We start from the raw sequence: 23,557 nt of genomic DNA, 5'->3' as shown, positions 1-23,557 counted from the left end.
AGATCGAACGACCCCTTGGCCCGGCGTGCCGATCCGTGCTGAGATGCCGCCAGACTCAACAGCACAATGGCGCGCTCGGGGAGGGCAATGTGGCGCATACCGCCATGTCTGGTTCCGGAACGACAGCCGATGACGATCCGCCGCTCCAGACAGCGGTATGGCGGCTGCGGTCGCGTGCCTGCTGGACGGATGCCGCCGCGCTGCTCGAACCCGGCGCCGGCACCGATCCGGCCGCGGCCCTCCAGCGGACCGCCCTGCTGACCGAGCGGTGCCTGTACACCGGAAAGGGCTGGACCGACGCCGAGGACGCGCTGCGCACCGCGGAGGCGCTGGCCCACGACGACGACGAACGCGGCGCGGCCGCCTGCGAGCGCGGCCATCTGGCGTACGCGTCGACACTTCTGGGGGTACGCGACCGGGCCGACGAGGCCAGTGTCGCGCTGAGCCGGGCCGCCGCGCTGCTCGCCCCGTCCGCGCCGGGCCGCCCGTTACTGGACTTCCGACGGGGCCTGATCGCGCAGAACATCGCCGACTCGCCGCAGGCCGCGCGCGCCGCGTACCGCAGGGCCCACGCCGGGGCCACCGCCCAGGGCGACGCGCTGCTGCTCTCCTCGACCTGGCGGCATCTCGCCCTGCTGGCCCTGCGCGAGGGCGAACTGGCGGAGGCCCGGCACGGCTTCGCCGAGTCCTTGCGGATAAGGGAGGAGCTCGGCTATCTGATCGGTACGGCCCCGGCCCTCGTCGCCCTCGCGGACTGCGAACCGGAGCCCGAGCTGGCGACCCGGCTGCGCGCCGAGGCGGGCCGGCTGTTCCGGCTGCTCGGCGGCGTGCCGACGTGGCTGGCGCCGCATCTGGACCCGCCTCCGGCGGAGACGGCCGAGGCGAACTGAGGGCGGGCCGCAGTCGGTCAGACCTCGGCGCCGTTGAAGTGTTCCCGTACGAGCGACTGCACGACGGCCAGGTCCTGGGCGATCAGCGCGTCGAGCAGCGCGGTGTGCTCGGCCGCGTCGGCGAGCAGGTCGGCGCGGCGGGTGGCCGGGTTGCTCTCCAGCGGCCACTGGGAGCGGCGGTGCAGGTCGTCGGCGACCTGCACCAGCTGCTCGTTCCCGCAGAGCGCGAGGACCGCGCCGTGGAAGGTCCGGTCGGACTCGGCGTAGCTCGCCCGGTCGCCCACGGCCGCGGCCGCCACCGTGGCCTCGGCCAGCGGGCGCAGGGCGCACCAGGTGCCGGGCGGGACGGTGCGGGCCAGCCGCAGCATCACGGGAACCTCGATCAGAGCCCGCACCTCGGCCAGCTCGGCAAGCTCGCGCGGCCCCCGCTCGGCGACCCTGAACCCCCGGTTCGGTACGACCTCGACGGCGCCCTCGATGGTCAGCTGCTGCATCGCCTCGCGCACCGGTGTTGCGGAGACCCCGAACCGGGCGCCGAGGGCCGGGGCCGAATAGACCTGACCCGGAGCCAGCCGGCCGTCGACCAGGGCGGCGCGCAGCGCCTCCAGGACCTGGCCGCGTACGGAGTGCCGGCGCACCGCCGGCCGCGGGGCGGGGGGCTCGCCGTGGGTGTGCTCGCCACGTGCTTGTTCGGGCACCCGGACGACTGCCGGGGTGGCCGGGGGCGCAGCGGTCCCGTGCCCCTCACGCGCTCTGCCCTGCTCCACTCGGACCTCCTCGGCCTGCCGTGGGCGCGGCTCGCGCGCGCCATGCTGTTTGTGCACGATAGGCGCAGAAGGGCGCAGTTCAAACATCGATCCGGTCGGGTAAGGTAAGGCTAACCTGCAAACGATCGCGATTCGGTGGTCCCTGCATGACACTCCCCGCCCTGCTTCCCGGCACCACGGCGTCCGCCGTGACGGACGCCTACGAACGCCTGGCCGAGGTCTTTCCCGGGCTGCGCGCACAGGTCCTGGCCGACGGCGAGAGCGCCCCCGGCGGCGCCGGCTGGGTGGGGGCGGACGAGCTCGCGGCGGGCGGCCCCGCGCTCGACACCTTCCTCGCCTGGGACCACGCCCAGGTGTTGCGGGACTACGGACAGGAGCCCCGCCCCGACGTGGTCGCCAGTTTCGGGCTGCACCGCTACGCCTGGCCCGCCTGCCTGCTGGTGACGGTGCCCTGGTTCCTCCACCGGCGGGTGCCGCGGATTCCCGTCGGGGACGTGGCGTTCCAGCGGGCGCTGGGTCATCTGACCCTCAGGGTGCGGGAGTTCGCCTGCCTGCCGGACGACCCGGCCGCCACGCTGCCGGGCGCCCGTGTGGTGCCCGACGAGGCGGCGCTGCGGGCCGAGGTGCTCGCGGCGGTGGCCGACCACATCGGCCCGGTGCTCGACGGCTTCGGGCCCCGGATGCGGCGCGGCAGGCGCGCGCTGTGGGGCATGGCGACGGACGAGGTCGTCGAGGGGCTCTGGTACATCGCCCATCTGCTGGGCGAGGAGCGGCGTGCGATGGCCGAGCTGGAGGCGCTTCTGCCGGGCACCACGAAGCCGTACGCCGGCTCCGCGGGCTTCCGCGATCTGACCGGGCCGAACGGCGAGTCGCTGCCCACCCGTGACCGGGCGAGCTGCTGCCTCTTCTACACCCTGCGCCCCGAGGACACCTGCGTCACGTGCCCGCGCACCTGTGACGCCGACCGGGTACGGAAGCTGACGCCCACTCACTGATCAACACCACTCGCGCCAGTAGTACAATTCGAACGCAACTCATCGGACGCGTACGGTTATTCGACCCGATCCCGGTCTTCCGTGCGTCGTGCCGACCCAAAGGCGTTCTCTTGCCCCGAAACCCCCTGCGCATGACGGGGTTTCGGCAATCATGGCGCCCGAAATGCCCTACGCACTGCAAGGGACCGCGCATGAGACTGACCGACATATCGCTGAATTGGCTGCTTCCGGGCGCCGTGCTGCTCGTGGGAGTCCTGGCGGCGGTGGCGGTGGTCGCGCGCGGAAAGCGCGCCGCTGACGCATCCGCGGCCGAGGACAGCTGGGAACGCAGCGAGGAACGCCGCAGACGCAAGGAGGCCCTGTACGCCACCGCCTCCTACGTCCTGCTGTTCTGCTGTGCGGCGGTCGCCGCCGCACTCTCCTTCCACGGGCTCGTCGGCTTCGGCAAGCAGAACCTCGGCCTCTCCGGGGGCTGGGAGTACCTCGTCCCGTTCGGCCTCGACGGCGCGGCCATGTTCTGTTCCGTGCTCGCGGTCCGCGAGGCCAGCCACGGTGACGCGGCGCTCGGCTCGCGCCTGCTCGTGTGGACGTTCGCCGGTGCCGCAGCCTGGTTCAACTGGGTGCACGCGCCGCGCGGCATCGACCACGCGGGCGCCCCGCACTTCTTCGCGGGGATGTCGCTCTCGGCGGCCGTGCTCTTCGACCGGGCCCTGAAGCAGACCCGCCGGGCCGCGCTGCGCGAGCAGGGCCTGGTGCCCCGCCCGCTGCCGCAGATCCGGATCGTGCGGTGGCTGCGCGCCCCCCGGGAGACCTTCAACGCCTGGTCGCTGATGCTGCTGGAAGGCGTACGCACGCTGGACGAGGCCGTCGAAGAGGTACGTGAGGACAGGCGGGAGAAGGAGCAGAACCGTCTCCGCCGGAAGGAGCAGGAGAAGCTGGACCGGGCCCACATCAAGGCCCTGAACCGGCAGAACCGGGCCTGGCGACGGGTCGGCCGCGGCGGCACCCAGGTGGACATCCAGGCCATCGCCCCCACGGCGGGCTCCGCGCCCGTCGTGGAGCCCGCCATAGCCGAGCCGGGGCAACTGCCCTTGCGTGCCCGGCCATCGCTGCAAGCCGTGACGGGTCCGAGCGCCGATACTCCGGGTCGGAGCCCGGCTGACCCGGTCACCGTCGACCTCACCGCCGAGGACGACACCCAGGCACTGCCCCGGCTCGATTCGCTGGAGCGGAAACTGAAGGATCTGGAGCAGCAGTTCGGCTGATCCACAGGCACAGGCCCTGACGACCCGGTCCCTCCGGTCCGTCAGGGCCTTTCGCCGTCCAGCTCGAACCAGACGACCTTGCCCGGCGCATGGGCGCTGACTCCCCAGGCGTCCGCGAGACTGCGCACCAGGAGCAGCCCCCGGCCGTGCGTACCGTCGTCGGCGTTCGGTACGTACGACAGGGGCAGCCCGGGCACGAAGTCCCGGACCTCCACCCGCAGTCCGGCGGGCGCCACGCTCACCGTGACGACCGCGCCGTGTCCGGTGTGGATCAGTGCGTTGGTCACCAGCTCGCTCAGCAGGAGCTCCGCCACCTCGGCCGGCTCGGCCTGCCACCGGTGGCGCAGGAACTCCCGTAACTCACCGCGCACTTCACTCACCGCCGCCAGATCGGTGCGGGCCAGTCTGCGATACATCCGGACCGGCTGCCGCTCCTTGGCCCCCGGCCGGTGCGAGGCCTCGCCTGCCATGGAATCAGCATCTCCCTGACGTTCCATCGTCTCCCCCGCCCGCACAGTGAATCGCCCCCTGCTCGTCGTTCCGGCATCCCGTGTCGTCTGCTGCTCGTCGAACTCCTTCGCGGAACACTTCACCGGATGCATGCCCCACAGACGGGTCGCCACGCTTGTCGACTCATCAATAGGACCGACCGGCAATTGGAGGGTGGGAGAAGGAGCGGGGCTGGGTGCCGCCGGGGACTGCCGGACATCTGCGCGACACATTTCCTTCTCTCGGATCAACTTCCAAAAAATTCACATCGGTTGGCGTTGACGGGACCGTATCTACGCGCGTCATCATGGTGCTTATGCGAATCCCCCCACGGATCACCACGCTCGGTGGCGCTGCCACCCTCCTGTCCGTCCTCCTCGTCGGAGCCCCGGCCACCGCGGCCACCGCCCCGACCGGATCCCCGGCCGCCGCCTCCCCCGTCTCCATCACGTCGGCCGGCAGCATCTGTTACTCGTCGCTGCCCTCCCAGGCGCACGACACCCTCGACCTCATCGACGCGGGCGGCCCGTTCCCGTATTCCCAGGACGGCTCCGTCTTCCAGAACCGTGAAGGCGTCCTGCCCAGCCGGAGCACCGGCTACTACCACGAGTACACGGTCGTCACCCCCGGCTCCCCGACCCGCGGCGCGCGCCGGATCGTGACGGGCGAGAGGGCGCAGGAGGACTACTACACCAGCGACCACTACGCCACCTTCGACCTGATCGACCAGGGCTGCTGAGGCCCGGCCCCTCTGGACCGATCCGCGTCGCAGTCCCCCACCTGCGGCGCGGATCACGGACCGGGGAAGCAAGCGGACCCGCACGTTCCACGACTTGTATGCTCCCTCCATGACCGTGACCTATGTGATCGACGGCTCGCGGGTCACCGGCCTGGAGCAGTTCTGGGAAGTGATCGGCGAGGCCGTGAACGGCCCCGGCGGGTACTTCGGGCGCAACCTCGACGCCCTTGCGGACTGCCTGGGCGGCGGGATGGGCACCCCGGACGACGGCGACTTCGTCTTCGAGTGGCGGCACCACACGCTCTCCGCACAAGCCCTGGGCCACGAGGAGACGGCCTGTCATCTGCGGCGGAGCCTGGAGCGGGCGCATCCCACCAACCGGCCCGCGATGCGGGAGCGGCTCGACGAGGCCCTGGCCGGAAGGGGACCGACGCTCTTCGACCTGATCGTGGGGATCCTGGCGGACGGCGCGACGCCCGGCACGTTGCGGCTGTCGTGAGCCCCGGGCCGTGTCCGGCGGACGCGGCCCGGGGGACGGCACCGGCCGGCCGAGCGGGATCATCACTCGGCCGGCCGGCACCATGGGGGTCGTAGGGATCAGAACTCGGTGGTGACCTTGGCGCCTTCGAACGCCTCGTTGCCGTAGAGGCTGATGAAGTGGTAGCCCTCCGCCGGGTTGTTGACGGTCAGGGTGTGCTCGTTGCCCGCCCCGACGGACTTGTCGGTGTAGACCTGGGTGGTCGCCCACTCCTTCGCGCTGTAGTAGAGGTCGGCGTCACCCGTGCCGCCGGAGGCGGTGATCTTCAACTGCTTGACACCGGAGGGTATGAGGATGGCCAGGTAGGTGTAGTCGCCCTTGACCGCCTTCAGCTCGCTGCGCATGCAGTTCCGGCCCAGCAGCCTGGTGTCGGCGTCCTTGCACTCGGTGATCTCACCGGGCGGGTTGGTGGACCCGCCGCCGCAGGCACCGGCCGCGCAGGCGGCCAGCCAGGTGTCCCAGTCGGCGTCGTAACGGTTGCCGATGGTCGACGTGAGCAGGGTGCGGGCACCGTCCCAGTCGCCCTTGCGGTAGAGGCCGAGCAGGGTGTCGATGTCGCCTCGGTGGGATTCGAGCATGTAACGGACTGCCAGGTAGCCCCAGTTGTACACGCGGGTCTGGTCGGCGTTCTCGTAGGTGGTGTCGAACAGGGTGCTCAGGCGGTAGGTGCGGTTCGCGGCCTGGGCGATGGCGGCCTCGTAGTCGAGCTTGCGGTACGAGTAGGAGACGAACTCCGCGAAGCCCTCGACCCACCAGACGGTCGGCGTGGTCATTCCGGCGGTGAAGTCGCCGTACATGTTGTAGCGGCCGTCGAGGTAGTGCGTGTACTCGTGGTTGAGGTTCCAGATCTGGAAGTCGGGGCGGGCCCACTCAGCCTCGTAGGCGATGAACCGGGGCTGGTTGCCCTCGACCTTGGGGTCGCCCTCCAGGTACATGCCGCCGTTGTTGGTGTCGATGCCGAAGATCACGCCGGCGTAGGTCTGGTAGTCGGCGCTGGAGTCGAAGGCCACGACCTCGATGGTCTTGTTGTTGTCGTCGGCGACCGCCCCGTTGTCCCGGGCCACCTCGTGGAAGTAGGCGTCCTGGTTGCGCAGGCTGGTGCAGCTGGCTTCGAGCTCCTCCGCGACCATGTCCTGCGCCCGGATGGTGATGCTGTCGCTACAGGTGTGCTTCACCGGCAGGACGACCTTCTCAAGACGCTCCGCGAGGTTGCAGGCGTCGTACTTCGCGCAGTTGTCCTTGTCGTAGGCGTCGACCATCTTGGCCAGGTTGACCCAGAGCGGGGCGGTGGGGCCGTCGATGGAGCTCTTGCCCATCAGGTCGACCGCGAGCGGGCTCGCCTCGTCGCGCAGCGAGTCCTCCTTGAGGAAGCGGCCGAGCTCGAGCCCCGCGTTGGCGGCCAGGAACGAATTCTTGGTGCCCAGCAGGTCGAGGTGGTTCGCGGCGAAGTCGCGCAGCGAGGTCAGCACGCTGGGGTCGGCCTCGATGGCGGTGATGAACTCCGGCACCTGGTGACCGCGGAACATGACCGTGTACACGCTGTTCACGGCGTTGCGCATGTGCCACAACTCGTTGTACGACTCGTCGTAGTCGGCCAGCATCTTCTTGACGATGTTCAGGTAGCGGGCGTTCTCCTCGGCGCTGTCGACCAGGATGATCGCCTCGGACAGGCTCTCGCCGTTGGCGTCGGTGACGTCGAAGGCGTGCGAGGAGCCGAAGAAGCCGTCGAGCGCGCCCTGGATGGCCGTGCGCAGACGCGGCCCGTACTCCCCGACGGTGTCGGGGTCGTAGTACTGCACGTAGTAGCCGGCCCGGAGGAAGAGGATCAGCTGCGGCATGCCGGTGCTGACGTCACCCGGGTAGGAGGCCGACGCGTCGCGCATCGCGTCGGCGATGGTGACCATCTGGTCCTCGCGGAAGGCGTGGTAGCCGTCCTGGCCCTGGATACGGAACAGCGTGTTGACGCAGTCGGTGGTCGCCGCCTTGACCTTCTCGACCAGGGCGCTTCCGGTGTTGTTGGTGAAATCGGTGGTGTTGCACTCGGCTGCGGCCTTGCCGAGCTTCTTGGCGCGGCGCTTCTCGGCCTTCATCGAAGGTGCCTGGTGGCTCGGAAGCGCGGTGGACGGGTCGTCGTAGTCCCGCTTGAGCGCGTCCTGGGAAGCGGACTGCGGCGGCAGGTCGGCGGCCTTGAGCGACTTGCGTTGGACGTGAGCGGCATCGTCGGCGGGTGCTGTCAGCGCCTCGGCGGTGGGACCGCCGGAGTCCTCGGTCCGGGTTTCCGCCCGTTCCTGAGCAGCGCCCGAGGAGTGGGGGGTCGCGGCCGAAGCGGCGGGGCGTTGCTCGACGGCCTGACTCGGTGCCGTGAACAGGCCCACACCCAGGCATGCTGCCAGAACCGCAGTGGACAGTCCGGTTATTCTCTGTCGAACCCTCAGGTTCTTCACGTGCCGCCTCCCAGCGGAGTGGTGACCGCGCGACAGGGCGCGGTTGTGGGGGAATGCAAGGGGGCAGTGCAGGACCGGGTCTGAACTGCACCGACGCCGTGACATGAGCACGACTTCCTTCCCCTTGCGCGCTGTACAATGGCACATGTCACATGTTCTTTGGAACCCCTCTCGCGCACATTCATCTGCGCGACAACTTCTCGTCGCAGCACGGGATATGACACACGGACCCGAACACACCGGTCGCCACCACCGGTTTCCCGACCACCGTGTCCCCGGAGAGCCGGAATCCCGGCCTCGGCCCCGGTCCCACAAAGCCCCCGAGGAGCAATGCCCGTGTCCCGTTCCTTCTCCACACCCCGCACCGGCAGCCACGATCTGCCGGTGTCACCCGCCCTGGACGTCTTCATGAGTACCGGGTGGGCCAAGTCTCCGTTGCCGGCGGACCTTCGCGTCCCCTCCATCGACGCCACCCCCGCTCGCCGCGCCCGGCTGGCCGCCCGCTTCCCCGGCGAGCGCCTGATCATCCCTGCGGGTGCGCTCGCCGTCCGCTCCAACGACACCGACCACCGATTCCGGCCGCACACCGGCTATGCCTGGCTCACCGGCCTCACCGGCGAGGACCAGGCCGGCCATGTCCTCGTCCTGGAACCGGACGGCGACGAGCGCCACGAGGCGGTGCTCTATCTGCGGCCCCGGTCACCGCGTACCGGCCAGGAGTTCTACCGTGACCGCAGATACGGGGAGTTCTGGGTCGGCCGCAGGCCCGACCTGGCGGAGGCCACCCGGCTGACCGGCATCCGCTGCGCGCATCTGGACGCCTGGGAGAAGCTGCTCACCGGGCCACAGCCACCGGTGCGGGTGCTGGGCGGCGTGGACCCGTCCGTGGACGAACTCCTCCGCTCCTGCCGTCCGTTCCCGCTCGGGCGGTCGGCGCCGGCCGGGCTCGAAGCGGTGCTCAGCGAACTCCGGCTCGTCAAGGACCCCTGGGAGACCGGCCAGTTGCAGCAGGCCGTCGATGCGACGACGGCAGGGTTCGAGGACGTGGTGCGAAGCCTGCCGCAGGCACTGCGTCACCCGCGCGGCGAGCGCTGGATCGAGGGCGTCTTCGATCTGCGGGCCCGGCTGGAGGGAAACGGTCCGGGCTACTCCACGATCGCCGCGGCCGGGGCGCACGCCTGCGTCCTGCACTGGATCCGCAATGACGGACCGCTGGCACCCGACCAGTTGCTGCTCCTGGACGCCGGAGTGGAGACCGACTCGCTCTACACGGCCGACATCACCCGCACCCTGCCGCTTTCCGGCCGATTCTCCCCCGTGCAGCGAACGGTCTACGAGCTGGTGCTGGCGGCACAGGACGCGGGCATCTCGGCCCTGCGCCCGGGGGCGCGATTCCGAGACTTCCACATGGCGGCCATGCGGGTCATCGCCGAAGGACTGCACGAGTGGGGCGTGCTGCGGATGCCGGCGGACGAGGCGCTCGACGCGGACAACGGCTTCTACCGCCGGTACACGCTCTGCAGCAGCGGCCATATGCTCGGCATGGACGTGCACGACTGTGCGCAGGCGCGTGCCGAGACCTATCTGGACGGGCGTCTGGAAGCCGGTCAGGTGCTGACCGTGGAGCCCGGGCTCTACCTCCAGCCCGACGACGAGACGCTGCCCCGGTCGCTGCGCGGAATCGGGGTGCGGATCGAGGACGACCTCGTGATCACGGCCGACGGCGCTCGCCTCATGTCGTCCGCGCTGCCGCGCACCGCCGACGGCATTGAGGAGTGGATGGCCTCGCTGCTGGAGACCGGGGCCTGAGTGCCGCTTCAACGGCCGTCCGGTGGGCGGCCGTTGAAGGGCAGGGGTTGGACGACGGGTGCCGGGCGAGTGGCGAGTCAGGCCTCCGCGGCCGGCATCCTCACGCTTCCGATCCGCTTGTCTTCCGCGCCCGTGTCATTGGGTTCCTCCTCGGCCCAGAGGTTCCTGACATGTGACATATGACCCAGCATGCACTGCTCCGCGCGCTCCGCGTCGCCCGCGATCAAGAGGTCGAGCAGCTGGGCGTGTTCCTCCGCCGACTGGACCAACAGCCCGGTTTCGTCGAGCCGGTTCAGCCCGAAAAGGCGCGACCGCTTGCGCAGATTGCCGACCTCCTCCACCAAGCGGCGGTTTCCCGCCAGGCCGAGCAGTTCGAGATGGAAGCGGCGGTCGGCCTCCAGGTAGCCGAGGATGTCGTGCTCGGCGGCGGCCGCGACGATCGCCTGGGCGAGTGGCCGCAGCGCCTCCAGCTCCTCGGTCTTGCCCATCCGGGCGATGCGGCCGACAGTGGGAACCTCGATCAGGACCCGCAGTTCGGTGAAGTCGTCGAGATCCTGATCGGTCAACTCCGTTATCCGGAAGCCCTTGTTGCGTACCGCTTCGACCAGGCCCTCGCGAGCCAGGTCGAGCATGGCCTCACGGACCGGGGTGGCGGACACACCGAAGTCCGCGGCGAGAGCGGGAGCGGAGTAGATCATGCCCGGACGGAGCTCCCCTGCGATCAGGGCCGCCCTGAGGGCGTTCGCCACCCGGTCGCGCAAATGCTCCTGCGCGGAGATGACGTTGAGCGTCGACAGGCGGGCCATAGCTATTCCTCCAGCGCCGTGCGGAGCCTCAGAATACAATGTCACGTTTCCACCGGAGCCAGTCGTTCCGAGCCGTGGACAAACTCGCTCAGAGCACCGAATTCCGGTACACCGCCGCGGCCACGGCGAGGTCTTCCCAGCCCATTCCGACACTCTTGAAGAACCGGGGGCCCTCGAAATCGGTCGGCTTTCCGCCAAGGTTGCGACCGGTCACCAGCTCGGCGAGGTTGCCGCCGATGTCCTCGGCCCTGAAAGCCCCCTCCGCCAGCGGGATCAGCAGATCGCCCGCCTCCACCAGCGCCGCCGCCCGTGATTCGACGACGACGGCGGAACGCGCCACCAGCGCGGTGTCGACCTCGCGTGCGTCGGGGGTGTGCGAGCCGACCGCGACGACCGTCGCCCCGTCCGGTACGAGGGAACCGTCGAACAGCGGGGTGGCGGAGGTGGTGCAGCACAGCACCAGATCGGCCGTGGCGACCTCCCCGGCACCGTACCCCTGTCCCTGCCCCACGCGGGCGTCCACCCCGATCCGCCGGGCGTGCTCGGCGAACGCCTCGGCCCGGTCCGGGTTGCGGCCGACCACGGTGACCCGCTCGACCGGGCGTTCCGCGAGCACCGCCGCCAGGTGCCCGTACGCCTGGGGGCCCGTTCCGAAGAGCACCAGGTGGCGCACGACGGGCCCGGTGAGGTGGCGGATCGCCAGTGCGGACACGGCCGGCGTACGCAGGGTGGTGAGCGCGGCTCCGTCCAGCAGGGCGAGCGGCAGCAGCGTGGCGGCGTCGAGCAGCAGATAGCTCCCGGTGATCCGGGGCAGGCCGCGCGCCGGGTTGTCCGGGGCGACCCCGGCGATCTTCACCCCGGTCACCTGCTGGGTGGTGGCGGGCATGATCAGCAACTCGCCGCCGGGCACTGTGACATGGTGCCGGGCGGGTGCCGTCTCCGGATCCAGGCCCCCGCTCAGCGCCGACTCCAGGGCGTCCACGGCTCCAGCAGTTCCCAGGGCCTCGATGTCGTCGGCGCCGAGCAGGGGCAGGTTCACAGCAGGAATCCTTCGGGAAAGGGATCGGACGGGTTCAGGAAGAATTGTGCGGTACCGGTGATCCAGGCACGGCCGGTGACAGTGGGCACGACGGCCGGCAGCCCGCCCACGGTGGTCTCCTGGACGAGACGTCCGGTGAACGAGGTGCCGATGAAGGACTCGTTCACGAAGTCGGTGTCCAGGGGGAGTTCACCGCGTGCGTGCAGCTGCGCCATGCGCGCCGAGGTGCCGGTCCCGCAGGGTGAGCGGTCGAACCAGCCCGGGTGGATGGCCATCGCGTGCCGGGAGTGGCGGGCGTCGGACCCGGGTGCGATGAACTGCACGTGCTTGAGACCGTGGATGTTCGGGTTCTCGGGGTGGACGGGCCGGTCGGTGGCGTTGACCGCGTCCATCACGGCGAGCCCGGCGGCCAGGATGTCGTCCTTGCGTGCCCGGTCGAAGGGCAGTCCGAGGTCGGACAGGTGAAGCATCGCGTAGAAGTTCCCGCCGTAGGCGAGGTCGTAGCGCAGCTTCCCGTAACCGGGTACGTCCACCGTCCGGTCGAGCGCGACGCTGAACGCCGGAACGTTGGTGAGGGTCACGGCGGTGGCAGCGCCGTCCGTCACCTGTACGTCGACGCTGACGAGCCCGGCCGGGGTGTCCAGCCGCACGGTGGTGACGGGTTCGGTGACCTCCACCATGCCGGTCTCCACCAGAACGGTCGCCACCCCGATGGTGCCGTGCCCGCACATCGGCAGAAAGCCTGAGACCTCTATGAAGAGGACTCCGTAGTCCGCGTCCGGCCGGGTGGGCGGCTGGAGGATCGCGCCGCTCATGGCGGCGTGGCCGCGCGGTTCGTACATGAGCAGGGTGCGTACGGCGTCCCGGTGCTCCTGGAAGTAGTTGCGCCGTTCGGCCATCGTGGCACCGGGGATGGTGCCGATGCCGCCGGTGATGACGCGGGTGGGCATGCCCTCGGTGTGCGAGTCGACGGCGTGGAAGATGTGACGTGTCTGCAAGGATCCCCCTGATTGGTCACGACGTACACGAAGAACGCGGGAACGGGACAGAGCGGGACGGAATGGAACGGGCTGACCCGGTCCGGGCGGGGCCTGGCGCGGCTCCGCCCGGACGTACGGGCCGGGCGCCGCTCCCAGAGGCCGTCGGGTGACCTCCGACCGGGCGGCCACGCCCTGGCACGCACGCTTCCCGCGTTGTCGTCGGTCGCCAACGCTCCGCGTCGGCTCCCTCCTCCGCCTTGGAATCGCACGCACCGGACCGCGTCCGCTTTCCGGTCCGAGGTCACCCGGCAGTCTCTCAGTGAAGGCCCCCGGCAAGTGCCTTCTCCGTCGCGGCGCGTACGGCGGCCTCGTCGTCGGCGGGGAGCGGGAACCGCGGCGGGCGGGTACGGCCGCCGTGTCGACCGGCGACATCCATGGATGCCTTGATGGCCTGGACGAACTCGGGCTTCGAGTCCCACCGCAGCAGCTCGTGCAGCTCCCGGTACAGCGGCAGCGCGGTTGCCATGTCACCGGTGACAGCGGCCCGGTACAGGTCTACGCAGCTGGACGGCAGCATGTTCGGGCAACCGGCGATCCACCCGACGGCGCCGGCGAGTGCCAGTTCCAGCAGTACGTCGTCGGCGCCCACGAGCACGTCGAGGCCGGGCGCCTTTTCGGCGATCTCGTACGCTCTGCGTACGTCACCGCTGAACTCCTTGACGGCCACGATGCTGCCCTCCTGGTGGAGGCGGGCGAGCAGGCTCGGTGACATGTCCACCTTGGTGTCGTACGGGTTGTTGTACGCGACGATCGGCACGCCGGCCTTGGCCACCTCGGCGTAGTGGGCGCGCACCGCCTCGTCATCGCAGCGGTATGCGTTGGGCGGCAGGAGCAGTACGGAACCGGCGCCCGCGTCGGCGGCCTGTTCGGCCCAGCGTCGTGATTCCGCGCTGCCGTAGGCGGAGACGCCCGGCATGACCCGGCTGCCGTCGCCCGCGGCTTCGACGGCGACCCGGACCATCTGGTCGCGTTCGCTGTCGGTCAGGGTCTGGTACTCCCCCAGTGAGCCGTTGGGCACCACTCCGTCGCAGCCCGCCTCGATGAGCTGGCGCACATGGGTCGCGTAGGCGTCGTAGTCGATGGTGCAGTCTTCGCGCAGGGTGACCGGGGTGGCGACCATGACCCCGTGCCAGGGACGGGTGCGCGGGTGGGTGTTCGTCTGCATCGTGGCTCCTTGAGAGGCGTGACATGTCACGGTGTGGCGGTACGCGGACGACGGTTGTCGAACGCGGTGTTCCGGAGTGCGGGAACCCGAACCGGCGGGCCGGCGGGCTCCGGGGCAGGACTGACTGCGGGGGCTGGTTGCGTGGGAGGGCCGACCGCAGGGGCCGGTCGCCGGACTACCCGGGGTCGGCCAGGTCGGCGAGTGTGGAGAGCTTCACGGGGCAGGCCAGCGGGCGCCGGTCGGGGCCGCCCGGGTCCTGCCCGGCGCCGTGTGCGGCGGCGAGCTCGCGGACGGCGAATCCGCACGTCCGGCCCTGGCACCACCCCATTCCGGCCCGGGTGAGCAGCTTGACGGTCCTGGTGTCACCGGCTCCCAGCTCCTCGCAGGCCGTACGGATCCGTCCCGCGGTGACCTCTTCGCAGCGGCAGACCTCCGTATCGCCGGTCAGCCACTCGCTCCACCCGGTGCCCGGCCGGTGCACGGTCCCCATCAGCGCGGCGAAGGCCCGCAGCCGGCGTCGGGAGCGTCGCAGCGCGACCGCTCTGCGGGCCTCCTGCCGCCGCACCCCGCCCCGCACCTCGCGGACGATCGACAGTGCCGCCAGCTCACCCTCGGAGAGGGCGAGTTCGACACCACCGATGCCCCCGGTCTCACCGGCCGCCCAGACGCCGGGGACGGTGGTCCTGAGCTGCTCGTCGAGGATGACGGCGTGCGTGCCGTCGGGGCCCTGGCGCGTGCCGCAGCCGGCTGCCACGGCGAGTTCCAGCTGCGGCACGAGTCCGTGTCCCACGGCGAGCGCGTCGCAGGCGATCCGGCTGCCGGTCCCCGCGACAGGGCGCCATCGACGGTCCACCCTGCTGACGGTCACCGCCTCCACCCGTTCGTCGCCGTGCACCTCGGTGACCGCCCGGTGCGTCAGCACCCGGACCCCCGCACGGGCCAGCGCCGCCCCGAACCGCGCTCCCTCCGCCGCCTTGCCGGGGTTGGCCGCCAGCACCCGTGGAGCACGGGCGTACGCTCCGTACCCGGCCGCCTCGACGAGCGCCGGGACACGCGCCCCCGCACGCGTCAGGGAGAGTGCGACCGCCTGGAGGAGCGGACCGCTCCCCGCGACCACGATCCGGCGCCCCGGCAGCACCAGCCCGGACTTGAGCATGGCCTGGGCCCCCGCCGCACTCACCACCCCCGGAAGTGTCCAGCCGGGGAAAGGTAGTTGGCGCTCGTGTGCACCCGTCGCCAGCACCATGCGGCGGGCCTGGACGGTGGTGCGGGCCTCCTCGGTGCCCCCGGTGACCGCGTGCAGGATCCAGTCGCCGTCACCGGTTCGTTCGACCGTCCACACCTGGTGGTCGGTGAGATGGCGGATCGCGCCGGTGTCGCGGTGCGCGGCAAGTCTCGCGGAGAGTTCCACGAAGGCGTGCCAGTGGTGGTGAAGGGCCTCGGGCCGGGTGGCGCCGAGTCCGTCGGCCGGGCTGCGGTAGTACTGGCCGCCGGGCGCGGCGGCCGCGTCCAGCAGAACCACGTCGAGCCCGTGGTCGGCGGCGGTGACGGCTGCGGCCAGGCCTGCCGGTCCCGCTCCCACCACGGCGATCGTGGCGCGCTCGGTCTCCCGCACCCGGCGGTCATCCGTCGAGTGCGGCATGCCCGTCGCCCTCCTGAGTGGTGATGACGTCGCCCGGTGCGGCGGGCAGCAGACAGGCGCGCTGATTGGGCCGGCCGTTGATGGTGGCCAGGCAGTCGTAGCAGGCGCCGATGCCGCAGAAGGCGCCTCGCGGCCGTCCGTGGACCCGGGTGTTGCGCCAGGTCAGGATGCCCGCCGACCAGAGCGCGGCAGCGACGGTCTGGCCCGGCAGTCCGCGGATCGGGCGGCCGTCGAAGGTCAGCCGGAACTCCGGTTCCGGTTCGGCCCCGACGAGTTCGGCGGGGGTGCGTGCACGGGTGCGTCTCACGGGGTCCTCTCCTGGGGCACGGGCGCCCCGCTCTCCACCGTCGTGTGGCATGTCATGTGGCATCGAATCGGTCGGGGGCGAACGGTGCGAGGTCGAGTGCGGGCCGCTTCCCCCGGATCGCGTCGGCGATCAGCTGCCCGGTCGCGGGCGCCAGCCCGATTCCGGCGCCCTCGTGACCGCAGGCGTGGAAGAGCCCCGGTGCCCGGGGGTCAGGTCCGATCGCGGGCAGATGGTCGGGCAGGTAGGGGCGGAACCCGTGGTAGGCGCGCAGTACCCGCACATCGGCGAGCACGGGGAAGAGGTCGGCGGCGCGGGCCGCCAACTGGGCGACCACCGGAACGGACAGCGTCCGGTCGAAGCCGACCCGTTCGCGGCTCGCCCCGATGAGTACCGGACCCGATGGTGTCCCCTCCACCACTGGAGAGGTCTGCAGCGCCGCCGACCCGCTCGACACGTCGGCCACGTACTCCGCCGCGTAGACCTTGTGCCGGATCAGCCGGGGCAGTGGTTCGGTGACGAGCACGAACCCCCTGCGCGGCAGGACCGGCAGGTTCACTCCGGCCAGTGCGGCGAGGTCACCGCCCCAGGTCCCCGCCGCGTTGACCACGACGGGGGCCCGCAGCTCGCCCCGGGTCGTCCGTACCCCGCATACGGCGCCCTCCCGGTCCCTGAGGATCCCCACCACCTCCTCCCCCGGGCGCACAAGCGCACCGGCGCGAGTGGCCGCACGCAACAACTCGGCTGCTGCCAGGGCGGGTTGGACCTGGGCATCCTGCGGATAGTGGCAGCCGCCGGCCAGGTGCGGCGCGAGATGGGGTTCGAGCTCGCGCAACTGGTCGGGGGTGACGTGGTATGCCTCGACACCCGCCTTTCGCTGGCCGGCGGCCGTCGCGGACAGGGTGGTCAGGGAGTCCTCGGTCGCCGCGACGACCACACCGCCCTTGAGCTCGTACTCCATGCCCGGGGGCAGCTCCTCGGCGAGTTGCTGCCACAAGGAGGCGGAGAGCAGGGCCAGTTCCAGCTCCGGTCCCGGCACTTTGTCGGAGACCAGGAGGTTGCCCTCGCCGGCGCCGGTGGTGCCACCGGCCACCGGCCCGCGGTCGACGACGGCTACGGAGAGTCCGGACCGGGAGGTGTAGTAGGCGCAGGCGGCGCCGACCATTCCGGCCCCGACGATGACGACGTCCAAGGTGTGTCTCGTGAGCACGCCAGTAATATGTCACATTGCTCAAGGGGCGCCAAGGGTGCGGACAGGGCCAGTTGATCTACCGTCACCCCCTCGCGCACTTCGCAGGGGTGCCGGGCCGGCCGCCGGGGAAGTGGAGCCATCGAAACCCCCGCAGGCGCCGACTCCGAGGAGCCGTGATGCACGACGACCGCACCTTGGTGGAGGACCGCCTCGAACGGGCCCTTCACCAGTTCATCCGCCCCGCCCAGTACGCGGACCGGACCCCGCTCGCGCTCTTTGTCCGGCACGTCCCCGGCGAACCCGTGCCGGTGGCACAGGTGATCCAGGAGCCGTTCGAGCCGTTCAGTACCGGCAGCGAGTGGGGGAAACCCTGGTCCACCAGCTGGTTCCGGCTGGAGGGATCCGTGCCGACGGGGTGGGCGGGGCGGCGGGTCGAGGTGGTCGTCGATCCCGGGTTCTCCGGTCAGGGGCCCGGCTTCCAGGCCGAGGGCATGCTGTACGACGCCGCGGGCGTCCCCATCAAGGGCATCCATCCACGCAATCGCCATCTGACGCTGCCCTCCCCCGCGGCGGGCGGCGAACCGGTGTCCCTGCTGCTGGAGGCGGCGGCCAACCCGTCCGTACTGGAGCACGGCTTCGCGCCGACACCGCTCGGCGACCCGACGACGGCGGGCGACCGGCCACTCCACCGGTTCGCCGCCGCGGACCTGGCGGTGCTGGACGAGGAGGTCTGGCATCTGGTCCTGGACATCGAGGTGCTCTCCGAGCTGATGCGGGAACTCCCCGTCGAGCGCTCCCGGCGTCACGAGATCCTGCGGTCGTTGGAGCGCATGCTCGATGCGCTGGATCTGCACGATGTGGCGGGCACGGCGCGGGCCGGCCGGGACGAGCTGACCGAGGTGCTGTCCCGCCCGGCTTCGGCGAGCGCGCACCGGATCTCGGCCATCGGTCATGCGCACATCGACTCGGCATGGCTGTGGCCGCTGCGGGAGGCGGTACGCAAGACCTCACGCACCTTCGCCAATGTCACGGCGCTCGCCCGGGACTATCCGGAGCTGGTCTTCGCGGCCTCGCAGGCCCAGCAGTACGCGTGGGTGAAGGAGCACCAGCCGCACATCTGGGAGCGGATCAAGCAGGCCGTGGCGGACGGGCAGTGGGTACCCGTCGGGTCGATGTGGGTGGAGTCCGATGCCAACATGCCCGGCGGCGAGGCGCTGGCCCGGCAACTCGTGCACGGAAAGCGGTTCTTCGAGCAGGAGCTGGGGACGGAGACCGAGGAGATCTGGCTGCCGGACTCCTTCGGCTGCACGGCCGCCTTCCCGCAGCTGGCCCGGCTGGCGGGGGTGAAGTGGTTCCTGACCCAGAAGCTGTCCTGGAACCAGAGCAACAAAATGCCACATCACACCTTCTGGTGGGAGGGCATCGACGGGACCAGGATCTTCACCCATTTCCCGCCCGTGGACACCTACAACGCACAGTTCCACGGTCGTGAGCTCTCCCACGCCGAGCGGAACTTCGCCGAGAAGGGCCTGGCGACCCGCTCCCTCGTCCCGTTCGGCTGGGGTGACGGCGGGGGCGGCCCCACCCGCGAGATGATGGAGAAGGCGCGCCGGCTCGGGGACCTGGAGGGTTCGCCGAGGGTCGGCATCGAGCGGCCCGCTGCGTTCTTCGCGGCGGCCGAGGAGGAATACGGGGCACAGGCTCCGGTCTGGTCGGGCGAGCTGTATCTGGAGCTGCACCGGGCCACGTACACCACCCAGGCCAAGACCAAGCAGGGCAACCGCCGCAGCGAACATCTGCTCCGCGAGGCGGAGCTGTGGGCCACGGCAGCCGCGCTGCACGATCCCGCCCACCGCTACGCCTATCCGTACGAGGCGCTGGACCGGCTGTGGAAGACGGTGCTGCTGCATCAGTTCCATGACATCCTGCCCGGGTCGTCGATCGCCTGGGTGCACCGCGAGGCCCGCGAGACTTACGAGCGGGTGCGCACGGAGCTGGCGGATCTGGTGGCGGACTCGGTGGTCGCGCTGGGTGCGCCCGAGGGTCTGGTAGCGCTCAACTCCTCTCCGTACCACCGCCGTCAGGTGGTCGAGCTGGACGCGGCGGCGAGCGCGCTGCTGCCCTCCGGTGCGCAGGTGCAGCGCCTGGGTGGCGGTCGCACGGCGGTCATGGCCGACGCACCCGGGCTCGGCTCGGGTCCGCTGAACGGCTCGGCGGTGCCGGAGCAGCCGGTCATCGCGACCGGTTCGGCCGACGGGGGTCTCGTCCTCGACAACGGGCTGCTGCGGGTGGTGGTCGACGGCGACGGGCTGATCGCCTCCGTGCGCGATCTCGGCGCGGGGCGGGAGGTCCTCGTCCCCGGCCACCGGGGAAACCTCCTCCAGCTGCACCCGGACCACCCCAATCACTGGGACGCCTGGGACATCGACCGGCACTACCGCCGCACCCGGACCGATCTCACCGAAGCCGGCTCCGTCGAGCTGGTGGAGGAGGGGCCGTTGCGGGCGGCGGTCCGGGTGCTGCGGTCCTTCGGGCAGTCACATGTCGCACAGGAGATCCGGCTGACCGCGGGCAGCCGGCGGATCGACATCGAGACCGAGGTCGACTGGCGGGAGTCGGAGAAGGTCCTCAAGGTGTCGTTCCCGCTCGATGTGCATGCCGAACGGTGCACGTCCGAGATCCAGTTCGGCCACATCCACCGCCCCACGCACGACAACACCGCCTGGGACGCGGCCCGTTTCGAGATCTGCGCCCACCGCTGGCTCCGAGTCGCCGAGCCGGGGTACGGCGTGACACTGCTCAACGACTCGACGTACGGACACGAGGTGACCCGGACCCCGCACGCCTCGGGTCTCGGCACGACCGTGCGGCTGACTCTGCTGCGCGCCCCGCACAGCCCCGACCCGGAGACGGACCTGGGCCGGCACCGGTTCGGCTACGCACTGGCACCGGGCGGCGCGATCACGGACTCGGTACGAGAAGGGCTCGCGCTCAACCTGCCGTTGCGGGCGGCCGTGGCGCCCGTGCTGCCACCGCTGGTCGACACAGGACATCCGGCGGTCACGGTGGAGTCGGTGAAGCTCGCCGAGGACCGGAGCGGCGATGTGATCGTGCGGCTGTACGAGTCGGCGGGCGGCCGTGCCGGAACCACGCTGCGGGTCGGGTTCCCCGTCGTGCGGGCCCGGGTCACCGATCTGCTGGAACGGCCGCTGCACGAGGCGGACACCGACGAGCACGGACTCGTACTGTCGCTGCGGCCGTTCCAGATCCTGACACTGCGGCTGACCCCGGCGTGACGCTCCGGGCCGCTGCGGGCGACTCCGGTCCGCGTTCAGGGGCGGGGCACGTTCCGCAGGTTGGAACGGGCCATCTGGACCATCCGGCCCACTCCCCCGTCCAGCACGATCTTGCTTGCGGAGAGCGCGAAGCCGGTCACCATCTCGGCGCTGATCTTCGGGGGGATGGAGAGCGCGTTGGGGTCGGTGACGACATCGACGAGCGCCGGGCCCTTGTGCTTGAAGGCGTCCTTGAGGGCGCCTTCGAGCTGTTTGGGCTTCTCCACCCGCACCCCGTACGCCCCACAGGCGCGGGCGACCGCGGCGAAGTCCGGGTTCTTGTTGGACGTGCCGAACGACGGCAGGCCCGCGACCAGCATCTCCAACTCGACCATGCTGAGCGAGGAGTTGTTGAACAGCACGACCTTGACCGGCAGGTCGTACTGCACCAGCGTCAGGAAGTCGCCCATCAGCATGGTGAATCCGCCGTCGCCGGACATCGAGACCACTTGCCGGTGCGGGTCGGTGAACTGGGCGCCGATGGCCTGCGGGAGCGCGTTGGCCATCGAGCCGTGGCTGAACGATCCGATGACGCGACGCCTGCCGTTCGGGGAGAGATACCGTGCGGCCCACACATTGCACATACCGGTGTCGACGGTGAACACGGCGTCGTCGTCGGCCAGTTCGTCCAGCACCGAGGCGACGTACTCCGGATGGATCGGGACGTGCTTCTCGACCTTGCGGGTGTACGCCTTGACCACGCCCTCCAGTGCCTCGGCGTGCTTCTTCAGCATCCGGTCGAGGAATTTGCGGTCGGTCTTGGGCTTCACCTGCGGGGTCAGACAGCGCAGGGTCTCGCGGACGTCGCCCCAGACCGCCAGATCCAGCTTGGAACGGCGGCCCAGGTGCTCGGGGCGCACATCGACCTGGACGATCTTCACATCGGCCGGGAGAAAGGCGTTGTACGGGAAGTCGGTGCCGAGCAGGATGAGGAGATCGCACTCGTTGGTGGCCTCGTAGGCGGCGCCGTAGCCGAGCAGGCCGCTCATCCCGACGTCGTACGGGTTGTCGTACTGGATCCATTCCTTGCCGCGCAGCGCGTGCCCGACGGGAGCCTTCACCCGTTCGGCGAACTCCATCACCTCGGCGTGGGCCCCCGCCGTGCCGCTGCCGCAGAACAACGTCACACGTTTCGCCGAGTCGACCATCCGGCAGAGCTCGGCGATCTCGTCGTCACCGGGCCGGACGGTCGGCCGCGAGGTGACCAGCGCGTGCTCGATGGACTTCTCCGGGGCGGGCTGCGATGCGATGTCACCCGGCATCGTGACGACGCTGACCCCGCCCCGGCCGATCGCGTGCTGAACGGCGGTCTGGAGCAGCCGCGGCATCTGCTGCGGGTTGGAGATCATCTCGTTGTAGTGGCTGCATTCCTGGAAGAGCAGCTCCGGATGGGTCTCCTGGAAGTAGCCGAGCCCGATCTCACCGGACGGGATGTGCGAGGCGAGGGCGAGCACGGGAGCCATGGAGCGGTGGGCGTCGTAGAGACCGTTGATGAGGTGCAGATTGCCGGGGCCGCACGATCCGGCGCAGGCCGCCAGCGAGCCCGTGATCTGGGCCTCCGCACCGGCGGCGAAAGCGGCGGTCTCCTCGTGCCGGACCTGGATCCAGTCGATGGCCCGATGGCGGCGGATGGCGTCGACGACCGGGTTGAGACTGTCGCCGACGACGCCGTACATACGCTTGACGCCCGCCCGGACGAGGATGTCGACGAACTGCTCCGACACGTTCTGCTTGGCCATGGGGTGCGTACCCTTTCCGCGCTTCGGCTTCCGGACTCCGCATCCATCAACCCATGGCACGCGCGGTTACGCCTCCCAGACGCCCACGCCCGTACGGTCGTCGGAGTACCCCTTCACCCGGAGCTGGGTGTCCGCGAGGAAGGCCACGAGCCCGGGTGCCGTGTCGGAGGCCCAGCGTCCGGCGAGCTCCCGGGCCAGGGCGGGCTCGCCGCGCAACGGCTCGGCCAGTCCGGGGCTGCACAGCAGCAGGGTGTCCCCCGGCCGGGCCACCGAGCCCCGGAAGCGGAACGGTTCTGCGGGCGGGCCGGGAGGGCCGGGCGGGGCCTCGGCGCAGGGGGACGGGGACGTGGCGACGGCCGGATCGGTGGTGCGGCGGTCACCGTCGGGACCGCTCTCGGACGACCCGGACCCGTCACCCGCACCCGCACCCGCGCCCGCACCCGCACCGACCCTGAGGTCCGCACCGAGGCCACCGGCTGCCGGGATCTCCGGTTCGAGGTCCTGCCAGACGCCTTCGCGCAGCCGGAACAATCCGCCGGCGCCGACGCCGAAGAAGATCCTCGTACGGCAGTCGGGGTCGGCCGGTAACAGGAGGCAGCGCAGGCCGGCCGTGTACTGCTGCGGTTCCGTCCCCAGCTCGGCGGCACGGGCGCGAAGCTTGCCATATGTCCGGTCGGTGAGGCGGTGCAGGCCGGATTTGAGCTCTCCGCGACGCCCCGCCCTTATGTCCTCGGAGAGCCGGGCGTGGCTGCGTCCGACCGCTGCGCCGATCCAGCGGCAGGCATCGGCCGCCGCCAGGTGTGCCGCTTCGGTGGCGCGGCCCCCGGTGGCGACGGCGACCAGGACCAGTGCGCGCTCGTCGGTGCCGAAGCGGGCAGTGAGCAGCGCGTCGCGGCGGAGCTCGCCGCGGAACCGTGCGGAGTCCCCGCGCACCGAAGCGGCTCGCAGGGTGTACGTGCCGTAGCGGGCGCCGTCGAGCGCGGTGTCGGCGACGAGTCCGTCCAGTTCCTGCGGGACGGTGGCGGGCAGTGCGGTGGGTTCGGCGTCATAGGTGGGTGGCCGGTCACCCACATGGCGGATGACGGGACGGGGAGCGGGCTCGGTTTCGTGCCCATCCTCCGTTAGGGGTGTGGCAACCGTGGTCCCCGTCTCGCCGTCGGACCCCCCACGCCCGCCGGAACCCACCGCGCCCGACACCGAGTCGAAGCGGTCGTCAGGACTGTCGGCCGCGTTGCCCGTCCCGGTGTCCCAGGCGTTCTCGTCGTACAGCCTGCGCCACCAGTCGTCCTCGTGGGCGGCGGGCCTCTCCCCCTGCTGACTCATGCCCATATTTTCGACCGCGGGGGCCGTACGAAAACG

19 protein-coding genes are annotated in these 23,557 nt (G+C 70.8%); 7 read left to right on the top strand and 12 right to left on the bottom strand.

Translation table 11 applies throughout. The annotated features are described in order from the left end of the window. The first annotated feature begins 104 nt into the window (after positions 1–104). Positions 105–890, top strand: coding sequence for a hypothetical protein (locus ACWCQ6_RS07195; protein WP_451086298.1), 786 nt, complete (start codon positions 105–107; stop codon positions 888–890). A gap of 17 nt (positions 891–907) precedes the next feature. Here the strand turns inward: ACWCQ6_RS07195 and ACWCQ6_RS07190 are convergent, their stop codons facing one another. Continuing rightward, positions 908–1,657: a GntR family transcriptional regulator gene (locus ACWCQ6_RS07190; RefSeq protein ID WP_451086296.1), complete on the bottom strand. Its 750-nt coding sequence runs from the start codon at positions 1,655–1,657 to the stop codon at positions 908–910. A 146-nt stretch (positions 1,658–1,803) separates the two neighbouring features. Here ACWCQ6_RS07190 and ACWCQ6_RS07185 point away from each other — a divergent pair, with 146 nt between their 5' ends. Both ACWCQ6_RS07185 and ACWCQ6_RS07180 read left to right on the top strand, forming a co-directional pair. Next, complete coding sequence (locus ACWCQ6_RS07185; protein ID WP_451086294.1) at positions 1,804–2,652, top strand: (2Fe-2S)-binding protein; 849 nt, start codon at positions 1,804–1,806, stop codon at positions 2,650–2,652. 191 nt (positions 2,653–2,843) lie between these two features. Continuing rightward, entirely contained in the window at positions 2,844–3,917 is a 1,074-nt protein-coding gene (locus ACWCQ6_RS07180; protein WP_451086292.1) for a DUF2637 domain-containing protein, read from the top strand. A gap of 41 nt (positions 3,918–3,958) precedes the next feature. Here the strand turns inward: ACWCQ6_RS07180 and ACWCQ6_RS07175 are convergent, their stop codons facing one another. Continuing rightward, a complete protein-coding gene (locus tag ACWCQ6_RS07175; protein ID WP_451086509.1) occupies positions 3,959–4,333 on the bottom strand; it encodes an ATP-binding protein in 375 nt (124 codons plus the stop codon). Positions 4,334–4,722: 389 nt separating this feature from the next. Between ACWCQ6_RS07175 and ACWCQ6_RS07170 the strand changes: the two genes are divergently transcribed. Together ACWCQ6_RS07170 and ACWCQ6_RS07165 are read left to right on the top strand one after the other, a co-directional pair. After that, positions 4,723–5,145 (top strand): ribonuclease domain-containing protein, encoded by a 423-nt coding sequence (locus tag ACWCQ6_RS07170; RefSeq protein ID WP_451086290.1) that lies wholly within the window; start codon positions 4,723–4,725, stop codon positions 5,143–5,145. Between the two features lie 109 nt (positions 5,146–5,254). Continuing rightward, on the top strand, positions 5,255–5,644 hold the full coding sequence (locus ACWCQ6_RS07165; RefSeq protein ID WP_451086288.1) for a barstar family protein: 390 nt from the start codon (positions 5,255–5,257) through the stop codon (positions 5,642–5,644). A gap of 98 nt (positions 5,645–5,742) precedes the next feature. On the opposite strand, the gene ACWCQ6_RS07160 is transcribed toward ACWCQ6_RS07165, so the two are convergent. After that, the gene (locus tag ACWCQ6_RS07160; RefSeq protein ID WP_451086286.1) at positions 5,743–8,127 is read right to left on the bottom strand and encodes a M9 family metallopeptidase; all 2,385 of its coding nucleotides are present in this window, start codon (positions 8,125–8,127) and stop codon (positions 5,743–5,745) included. 330 nt (positions 8,128–8,457) lie between these two features. Between ACWCQ6_RS07160 and ACWCQ6_RS07155 the strand changes: the two genes are divergently transcribed. Next, positions 8,458–9,936 carry an aminopeptidase P family protein gene (locus tag ACWCQ6_RS07155; protein WP_451086284.1) on the top strand — a complete coding sequence of 493 codons (1,479 nt, stop codon included), beginning with the start codon at positions 8,458–8,460 and terminating at the stop codon, positions 9,934–9,936. Between the two features lie 77 nt (positions 9,937–10,013). Here ACWCQ6_RS07155 and ACWCQ6_RS07150 read toward each other — a convergent pair whose 3' ends face one another. From ACWCQ6_RS07150 to ACWCQ6_RS07120, 7 genes are all read right to left on the bottom strand, one after another. Then, positions 10,014–10,742, bottom strand: a complete 729-nt coding sequence (locus ACWCQ6_RS07150; RefSeq protein WP_451086281.1) for a GntR family transcriptional regulator — start codon at positions 10,740–10,742, stop codon at positions 10,014–10,016. Between the two features lie 88 nt (positions 10,743–10,830). Next, a complete protein-coding gene (locus tag ACWCQ6_RS07145; RefSeq protein ID WP_451086279.1) occupies positions 10,831–11,781 on the bottom strand; it encodes an ornithine cyclodeaminase family protein in 951 nt (316 codons plus the stop codon). Next, positions 11,778–12,779, bottom strand: a complete 1,002-nt coding sequence (locus tag ACWCQ6_RS07140) for a proline racemase family protein (protein ID WP_451086277.1) — start codon at positions 12,777–12,779, stop codon at positions 11,778–11,780. Before ACWCQ6_RS07140 ends, ACWCQ6_RS07145 begins: the two co-directional genes overlap by 4 nt. 298 nt (positions 12,780–13,077) lie before the next feature. Further along, positions 13,078–13,986, bottom strand: a complete 909-nt coding sequence (locus tag ACWCQ6_RS07135) for a dihydrodipicolinate synthase family protein (RefSeq protein ID WP_451086275.1) — start codon at positions 13,984–13,986, stop codon at positions 13,078–13,080. Between the two features lie 175 nt (positions 13,987–14,161). Then, entirely contained in the window at positions 14,162–15,628 is a 1,467-nt protein-coding gene (locus tag ACWCQ6_RS07130) for an FAD/NAD(P)-dependent oxidoreductase (RefSeq protein ID WP_451086273.1), read from the bottom strand. Then, positions 15,609–15,935 (bottom strand): (2Fe-2S)-binding protein, encoded by a 327-nt coding sequence (locus ACWCQ6_RS07125; RefSeq protein ID WP_451086271.1) that lies wholly within the window; start codon positions 15,933–15,935, stop codon positions 15,609–15,611. Before ACWCQ6_RS07125 ends, ACWCQ6_RS07130 begins: the two co-directional genes overlap by 20 nt. 52 nt (positions 15,936–15,987) lie before the next feature. Continuing rightward, complete coding sequence (locus ACWCQ6_RS07120; protein ID WP_451086269.1) at positions 15,988–17,142, bottom strand: NAD(P)/FAD-dependent oxidoreductase; 1,155 nt, start codon at positions 17,140–17,142, stop codon at positions 15,988–15,990. Between the two features lie 158 nt (positions 17,143–17,300). On the opposite strand from ACWCQ6_RS07120, the gene ACWCQ6_RS07115 reads away from it, so the two are divergent. Continuing rightward, positions 17,301–20,420: an alpha-mannosidase gene (locus tag ACWCQ6_RS07115; protein ID WP_451086267.1), complete on the top strand. Its 3,120-nt coding sequence runs from the start codon at positions 17,301–17,303 to the stop codon at positions 20,418–20,420. Between the two features lie 35 nt (positions 20,421–20,455). Here the strand turns inward: ACWCQ6_RS07115 and ACWCQ6_RS07110 are convergent, their stop codons facing one another. Continuing rightward, entirely contained in the window at positions 20,456–22,198 is a 1,743-nt protein-coding gene (locus ACWCQ6_RS07110) for a pyruvate dehydrogenase (RefSeq protein WP_451086265.1), read from the bottom strand. Positions 22,199–22,264: 66 nt separating this feature from the next. Further along, entirely contained in the window at positions 22,265–23,521 is a 1,257-nt protein-coding gene (locus ACWCQ6_RS07105; RefSeq protein WP_451086263.1) for a protein phosphatase 2C domain-containing protein, read from the bottom strand. Positions 23,522–23,557 lie beyond the last annotated feature (36 nt).

The sequence above is a fragment of the Streptomyces sp. NPDC001880 genome, from assembly GCF_053594575.1.
Note: the sequence above shows the minus strand (reverse complement) of the source record. Positions and strands in the feature narration are given on the sequence as shown.